Below are 7,907 nucleotides of genomic sequence, written 5' to 3'. Positions count from 1 at the left end.
GATCAGAGCGGTACCACAGCAGCTGGACGTTCGTGTTGTCCGGCGCACCGTAGAGCTTGTTGTCGTAAGTCGCCGTCTCCAGCGGCGTCTTCAACGTGCCGTTCTCCACCTGGGACTTGACCGACCCGGTGAACTCCTTGAGCCACCCGGCCTCCGCGAGCTCGGCCGTCCACGTGACGTCGAGCCCGAGCACGTCCATGCTGTCGTCTTCCGCCGCGAGTCTGCGCACCATCTGCTCGCGCTGACCGTCCGCCTCACGCGGCAGCTTGTTGTAGACGATGTGATAACGCCCGCCGGCCTTCGCGTTGCAGTTGTCGACGACGGCCTGGAAGTTCTCCTGCGGATACTTGTAGACGTTGACGGTGATGCCCTGGTCGCCCGACCCGCACGCCGTGAGCGTTCCTGCCGCGAGCACCGCGGCCCCCACTCCGGCGGCAAGTCGATAGCGCCGTGTCGCACCCATCGGCCCTGCCTCCTTCCCGACTACACGGAGGAGCCAGACCCGCCTGCGCCCGGCACCTCGTCGTGCCACCGGCCGCACCGGGCGGACCGGTCAACCGAACCTAGGCCCGGTGATCAGGAGCCGCAACCAAGGGAAGCAACGATTCAGAACCATTCGGTATCTTTTCGTCTCAATTACCAGGGTTCACGGGCCGCATCGCAAGCTTCGCGAGCAGGTCACGGCCCTTTTCGGCGGATTTCGGGTGGCAGAGCACGTCATACCTGCCCGCGACGAGCTGACTAGCACTCTGGAAGTCCCGCTTGCCGCGCGCCGACCCGTACCCGACCGCCGCGAACACCAGCCCGAAGAACACACCGGTGATGAGGCCGGTCAGCACCGGCCCGACCGTCACGCCAGGCTCCGGGCTGAACAGGGTGAGCAGCAGGCCGACGAAGAGACCGAACCAGGCTCCGCTCGCCGCGCCGGTCATGAGCACCCGGCTCCAGGTGAGCTTGCCTGTGATCCGCTCCACCAGCATGAGGTCGACGCCGACGATCATGACGTCCTGCACCGGGAAGTCCTCGACCGCCAGGTGGTCGACCGCACGCTGCGCTTCCTCGTACGTGGCGTACGAGCCGATCGGCCACCCCGTCGGCGGGGTGGGCAGGCGGGGCGGGACGCCGGACCGGTTCGGGTTGGCGAACGGACTCGTCACAGGGACCACCTCTGTCGGACGCGCTGATCGTTCCATCCTGCCAGTGCCCGGTGCGGCGTGCTGAGACGCCTACGGGTGTTTTGCCGGGATCGGACAGACCGGCCCCGCTCGGGATGCCCGAGCGGGGCCGGTCTCCGTGTTCCTTGGTCAGCTGTCCACCGGCTCGAACACGACGACGTGGTCGTTGGCGCTGTAGGGCTTGAAGAACCGCCAGTCCTCCTCACGCACCGAACCGGTCCTCAGCACCTCCACCTGGTAGCCGTTCGACAGCGAGATGGCCAAGTCACCCCAGGTGGTGACCTCGACCGACGCCACGACAACGGCTTCGCTGGTCAAGCGCTCAGCCAACTCCGAAGCCCTCATGTCGAACAGGTTGACGCCTTGCACGTCCCAGTCGAAGTCGTCTTCGCCGATCCAGTCCGGCCCTGGCCGGTAGATGTCAGACGAACCCGTGACGAGCTGATCGTCAAAACGCACGCGCCACGGGCATTGGACATGCAGCGCGTACTTGCTGACCTCACGGGTCTCGCCCCGGTGGTTGACCACCTCGTGACGATTGCCGAACCCCAGCCAGAGCAGGTCGGCGGCGCGCCCGATGGCGTTCCACCGTTCACCGACGAGTTCTTCCAGCGACTGGCGCGCCGCCTCCATTTCAGAAGACGCGCCGCTGGTCAGGTCGCCGCTCATCTTCTTCTGAATTGGGCAACAGTGATATCCACGATGTCATGGTAGTCGTAGCCTTGACCTGTAATTTCGTCGTGGACCCACCTCTTCTCGTCATCCGTCAGCCTCCGGCCGATCTCCCGCTCCGCGGTCCTGATCGCGTCGGCGGCTTGCCTGTTCTGCCTTTGATTACCCCTGGGAGTCCGGTAGCCATCATCGTTGTCACTCTTCTTTCTCGCCGCACAGTTGTGGACGAGGAGCTGGGACTCGCTGATGTAGTAGTTGTTGAGTCCCTCGACCTCGAAGTTGTAGACGGTGGCGCCCACCGAACTCGAGGTGATGGAACGGATCTCGACATCAGCACCGGCCAACGAAGTCAGCCGGTCACCGGGCTTGAGCTGGCCGGCGTTGACCCAGCCCTTACCGGGAACCCAGAACGGATGTTGCGGGGTGACCTGCACCTGCACGCCGCCGGCCAAGATGGTCAGCATCGTGCTCGCCTGCTTGTTGAACAGGCCGACGACCTTGCGCAACTCGGACTTGCCCGTGATCAGGTTGCGCGCCCAGACGCGGTCACCGACCGCGATTTGCTCGATGGGCTTCGCACCGTTCTCCGTGGACACCGACGTGCCGGCGGGGAAGCAGTTGCACGTGTGGCCGTTCGGGTTCCGGGTGTCCCTCTTTCCGTTGAACCCGGGCATGAACGACTCGGGCGAGGCCTTGGTCGCATATTTGCCGATGCCCCAGCGCCGTCCCAGCTCAACTCGGTCGATTCCGCCGGCGTCGCTGGACATCACCGACTCGTTCTCGGTGTAGCCGCGCAACTGGGCGCCGTACGCCCAATCGAACAGATCGCCGCAGAACTCACGGTCGGAGTCGCACATCGCGAGGATGCGGTTGACGAGATCTTCCTCAGGCGGGTAATAGGTCGGTTGATCGCGACGGTAGTTCTTCAGCTGTTTGTCGATCTTCTTCGCTACCGCGTGAGCTGACGGAGCCTTGTCCAGCTTCGGATAGACGATGCCGTTGATGTACTGCTCACCTCGGACACCGGTCATAGCCGTCGTGCCGTTGTCGTAAGTGGCCTTGTCGCCGCCACCCAGTTCGCTGTCCTTGGTGCAGTTCGCGCACCTGTCGACGTAGCCGGGGTCACCGCGGCAGACGTGGCTGTCACAGTAGTGCTCACCGGTCGGGTCGCTGAAGGTGATCGGGCTGTTGTTGCTGTAGGCGTACGCGTTCCACTGCTGTGGATCGTCGGCGCTCATGACCGGGTCGGCGGACAGGAACTTGCCGAGTGCCGCGTCGTACTGCCGGGCACCGATGTGCACGAGTCCAGCGTCGGTGTCGTTGATACCGCCGACGAACCCGCGTTCGCCCGGAATCGCCGACGGGCCACCGCGCTCGCCACCGAACGGCAGCTGCCGCTTGCGCTGCACTTGCATCGTGGTCTTGTCCACAGACAGCTGCGTCGTGCCTTGGTGGTCACCGGCCAGCCACGTGAGCTTGCTCTTGCCCTCGCGCATCGCGACGGTCTTGCCGTTGTGCGTGTAGTACCGCGTCACGGTTGGGACGGTCGACCCCTTGGCCAGCCGAACCTCCTGCGCACCCACGTACAACGTGGTCGCGTCAGTCGAGCGTCGGATCAGGCGCGTGCCGTCGGCGCCGTAGAGGAACTCCGACACCTTCGCACCGTCGGTCACCTTGACCACACGGCCTTCGGCGTCCCAGTCGAGTGTCTGGTTCGCCCCGCTCACCTTGCGAGTTCTTGTGTTGCCGGTCTCGTCGTAGGTGAACTCGGCGACGTGGTTCACGCCAGGGCCCGCCGTGGTCACCGACCCGACCGCGTGCGGTCGTGGCGCCCCGGCGGCCGGGTAGTTGTAGGTGCGGGTCAGGTCACCAGACGCCGCGTGTTGAACCTCAGTCGTCCTGTTCCCAACCACGTCGTAGCCGTAGGAGTGCCAGTAAGGCGCAGGTCCCGCGAGGTTTCCCACCACCGGATCCGCCGCACATGCACTGGCGGGCGTCCACGCGTTGGTCAGTCGGCGAAGGTGGTCGTAGCGGAAGCACTGCCGGTCCGCCACCTGACCGAGTGGAGCGTCAGTGGTCGAAAGGACGTTGCCGACGGCGTCGTAGGTGTAGGTGACGTCGGACTGCATCGGGGACGCGACCTCGGCATCGACGATGTAGCGGTTCATCCTGCGCGTGTTGTCTTCGTAGTAATAGGACATCCACGTCCGCTTGCCCACCGCACCCAGCTCAAGCCGGTATAGCTCGCCGAGGCGCGTGTAGAGCGTGTTGTTCACCAACGTGTCGGTGCCGGCACCGCTCAGACCACCAGAGGCCTTCACTTGGCGGCCGAAGTCGTCGTACTCGTGCACGACGGTTTCCTCGGCGATACCCGCCGTGGTCACCGCACCGAACTTTTCGTTGGCGACGCTGCCGTTGGGCTTGTACGTGTAGCTCGTCTTGTAGATGCCCTTCAACGGGCCTTCGACGGCTGGGATCTCGGTCTCGGTCGCCATCGGCTGGTTCAGCGAGGTGTAGGCCTTGACCCGGCTGACGTACGCCTGCCCGTTCACGTACCGAGTCGCGCTCGCCAGAAGTCCCTTGCCGTAGTCGGCGGTGTCGTACTCGGACTGCTGCAACACCGTGTCGCCGGACTTCATGGATGTGTTGCGTCCCAGGGCGTCGTAGGCATAGGTCAGCGTCGTGCCACGGGCGTCCGTGATCGACGCGACGCGGCTGGCGGCGTCGTAGGTCGTCGTGGTCGTTCCCTTGTCGACGTCCTCGGACCTCGTGCGGCGACCGCGGAGGTCATAGCTCCAACGCCAACTGTTGCCCGCCGCATCGGCCACCGAGGCGAGCAGACCCGACCTGGTGTACCCGTACCTGGTCGTCTCGTGGTCACCGGACGGAACGGCACCCCTGTACTGCCACAGTTCCGTCACGAGACCACGTGCGTCTGTGATGGTCGTGGTGGGAGTGCCACCCTGCGGTGGCGTGAGGTCAGTCCGGTCGCCCCCGTAGTCCAGCGTGGACCGCCACTTCTCCTGGCCGCCGCCCTGGAAGATCGAATGCTTCAACCGTCCCGACCCGTCGAACTCGCTGCGCGTGAGTCCCGGCACCTCGGACTCGGAGAACACCAGCAGGTTCTTGTCCACCTGCCCGGAGTTGAAGAACGGTTGTGTCGCACGGACCACACGCCCCTGCCCGTCGTACTTCGTGTCCGCGACCAGGCGGCCACCGTCCGTGGGGGTCTGCACCTGCCGAACTCGGTACTGCCCGTCGTAGACGGTGGTCTTGGCCAGGTACCCGCCGTTCGGGCCTACCTCGGTGGAGGTGACGGACGTGGGGGCGTCCCGCTGGACGTCGTAGCTGAACGTCGCGCTCGGACGATCACCGAAGTCCTCGCGGGGGCGGTTCGGGTGCCACACCTGCGTCGTGCGACCCAGCGGGTCGAAGGTGGCCTCGGTGACGTTCTCGTTCGCGTCGACCGCCTTGGTCTGCAGGCCCCATGCTGGCTCGAAGTCCGCCGTGCTGACATGGCCCGCCGCATCGGTGACCGTGGTCCGCGTCAACGGACCGCCGGTCGACGGGGAGTACTCGGTCCGGGCGGTGTTGCCCAGCGCGTCCGCGACGGTGAGCGGCCGCCCGTAGCTGTCGAACGTGGAGGTCGACACCGTCTCGAAGACAGCCCCGGAAGCGGGCCGTGCGGACAGCACCTCCTGCTTGGTGGCCGTGCCGGAGACTGGTGCCTCGCCGGGCTGACGCCCGTCGTAGGCGACTCTGGATCCCACTAGTACGTCGTCCGGATAAGCCGCGTTCGCTCCACACTGGACGCTCACGGCCTCGCTCTGAGCCGGGTAGGACCACATCCACCTGTCCACGTTCTGCGCATACGTGGTGCGGGTGCAGCGGTCGTCCGTCGCCACGCCGAGATCTCCGAGGTCGTTGGTCTGGGTGACCTGACCGTGGTCGTCGTAGGTGTTCTCGACCTTCACGACCCGCCAGCCGCCAGCGCGGAGCGCGGTGTAGGCGGCGGAAGACCCCGAACCCACCCAGTAGGCCTTGTAGGCACCGCGAGTCGCGGTGGGACCGGACCAAGTCGGCACCGAGATCGTCTTGGCGAGGACGATCTCCCCCGTGCCGTCGTGAGACTGAGTCTCGAACTTGATGCCCTGCAGCCAGTCGGAGTCCTCGCGTTCGACGCCCTCGGAGTCGGTGACCTTCGCTGTGCGGGTGCCGTTGTTCGGCAGCTTGTCGCCGTGCATGCCGCGGTAGAAGCGGTCCTCGGTCATCGTGACCGGACCGCCGATATCGGTCTCCTTGCCCGCACGGATGCGAACTCGCTGGTAGCCGCGGAACTCGTCGTAGGTCTTCTTGTCGTCCTTGCTGAACTCCGACCGGCTGTACCGCCAGCCCGCGCCGTCGAGATACTCGTACCGCACGACCTGTTCAGCACTTGCGGCGATGCGGTCCGAGCTCGTGATCGACTCCACCACGTACTTGTGGAAGTAGTCCTCCCGCTCGGCACCGTTCGTCGGGGTCCACTTCGACGGGTAGCAGCGCAGCGTGTTCGACTGAGGGCTGGCCGGCATGGACGTGCCGGGCACGCAATCGGGGGCCGCGTATTTGACCTGCGTAACGCCGCCAGCTTCAGAGATCACGCCGGTGACGCGGTAGCGGTTGAGCGGGCCGATGCCGGTCGGAGCATCGACGCGGTTCGGCTTCGCGGTCCCCTCGAACGACACCTCGGGCAGCGAGGCCTCACCACCGACGAGTCCCGTGTGCTTGATGCTCTTCAACCACAACGCGGCCTGGTAGACGTCATCGGTCTTAGGGAACTCGTGCTGCAACGCCCAGCTGTCGACGTTCTGGTACCCGTCGCCACTGCGCACCTGCGTGGTGATCGTCGACAGACGCTTGGTCGACCAGAACGTGGGGCTGTGCTTGTCCTTGCACGTCGCGGTGTCGCAGTTCTCCGACACCGCGGCGTCCGGCCAGTTCTCCTTGGTGCCGAAGGAACAGTTGCTCTCCTTCACACAACGGTCGGCAAGCGCGAACTCGACGTGGCCGGCAGCAGGGGCGTTCACGTCGTCGCGTAGTCCGTACTCGATCGACTTCAAGCTGCCCGCGCGCACGTACGGAACGGCGGTGTCCTTGAGGTTCTTGCCGTACTTGTTCGTCTCGGTCTCGTAGTTGTAGAGGATGACATTGCCGCGTGGATCGACGGCCTTGTCGAGCATCCAACGCCATGCGCGGTCGCACGAGGACGCGTCGAAAGTGCTTTCGTGACAAGGCTCTCCGGCGTCATCACCGAACACGGGCACGGTCCACGTCGACTTCGAGCCCGGCCTGGTCCCGAAGAAGTACTGCGTGCCGTCGACCGTCGTGATCTTCCAGGCCTCGCTGAACTTGTCACCGTTGCCCGAAGCGACGATCTTCTCAACACGCGACCGGTCATCGGACTTCAACCGCCATACACCGGTCGCGTCGTCCTTGATGAGCATGCCGCCCGTGCTACCGAACGAGGCGGTGGCGTTGTCGCTGCGCCAGCACAGGTCGCCGGTCTTCGGCGGCGTCGTGCCTCCTTCGGTGTCGGTCGCGCAGGCACCGTAGGCACGGTCAATGTAACCAGCCGAGAGGTCCCAGCCGTCGCCGATCCACGACGGCTGGTTGTTCGTCGCCGACGTCAGACCATCTACAGCAGACGATCGATAGGTCAGGCCGAGTGACGGAGTGAACCCGCCTGGCGACGGTGGCACGCGCAGTGGGTACGACCAGCTGAAGTCGCCGCTCTGCTTCGACACCTCCCACGACGCCGACGCCGAGAACGGCGTCGCCGCGAACGAGCCGCCGCCTGGGTTCGTGCTCGCCGCGGGCTGGTCGCCCTTCAGCGCGCGAGTGGTCGCCTCGTCCGGGCCGCGTGAGGACAGCGAACCGTTCGACACCGCGACGGACTTCACGTCCGGCGCGTTCACGGACGGGCTTCCCGCGGCGATCGCCTGCTGTTCGACGGTCGCGGTGACCGCCGACAGCGCGAGGCAGACCGCTAACCCTCTGACAAGAGCACGCTTGAGCTTCATG

Annotated in this window: 3 protein-coding genes and 1 pseudogene; all 4 read right to left on the bottom strand. The window is 65.5% G+C overall.

Going from position 1 to position 7,907, the window contains the following annotated elements:
* A pseudogene (locus tag UK23_RS18150) lies at positions 1-463 on the bottom strand (extracellular solute-binding protein); the annotation flags it as partial.
* A gap of 169 nt (positions 464-632) precedes the next feature.
* Entirely contained in the window at positions 633-1,193 is a 561-nt protein-coding gene (locus tag UK23_RS18145) for a general stress protein (RefSeq protein ID WP_045312734.1), read from the bottom strand.
* Between the two features lie 111 nt (positions 1,194-1,304).
* On the bottom strand, positions 1,305-1,844 hold the full coding sequence (locus tag UK23_RS18140) for a hypothetical protein (RefSeq protein ID WP_156213199.1): 540 nt from the start codon (positions 1,842-1,844) through the stop codon (positions 1,305-1,307).
* The gene (locus UK23_RS18135) at positions 1,841-7,906 is read right to left on the bottom strand and encodes an RHS repeat-associated core domain-containing protein (RefSeq protein WP_052684781.1); all 6,066 of its coding nucleotides are present in this window, start codon (positions 7,904-7,906) and stop codon (positions 1,841-1,843) included. The genes UK23_RS18140 and UK23_RS18135 overlap by 4 nt, the downstream gene beginning before the upstream one ends.
* Between the last annotated feature and the right edge of the window lies 1 nt (position 7,907).

This window comes from Lentzea aerocolonigenes (assembly GCF_000955955.1).
GTDB classification, from domain to species: Bacteria; Actinomycetota; Actinomycetes; order Mycobacteriales; family Pseudonocardiaceae; genus Lentzea; species Lentzea aerocolonigenes_A.
Note: the sequence above shows the minus strand (reverse complement) of the source record. Positions and strands in the feature narration are given on the sequence as shown.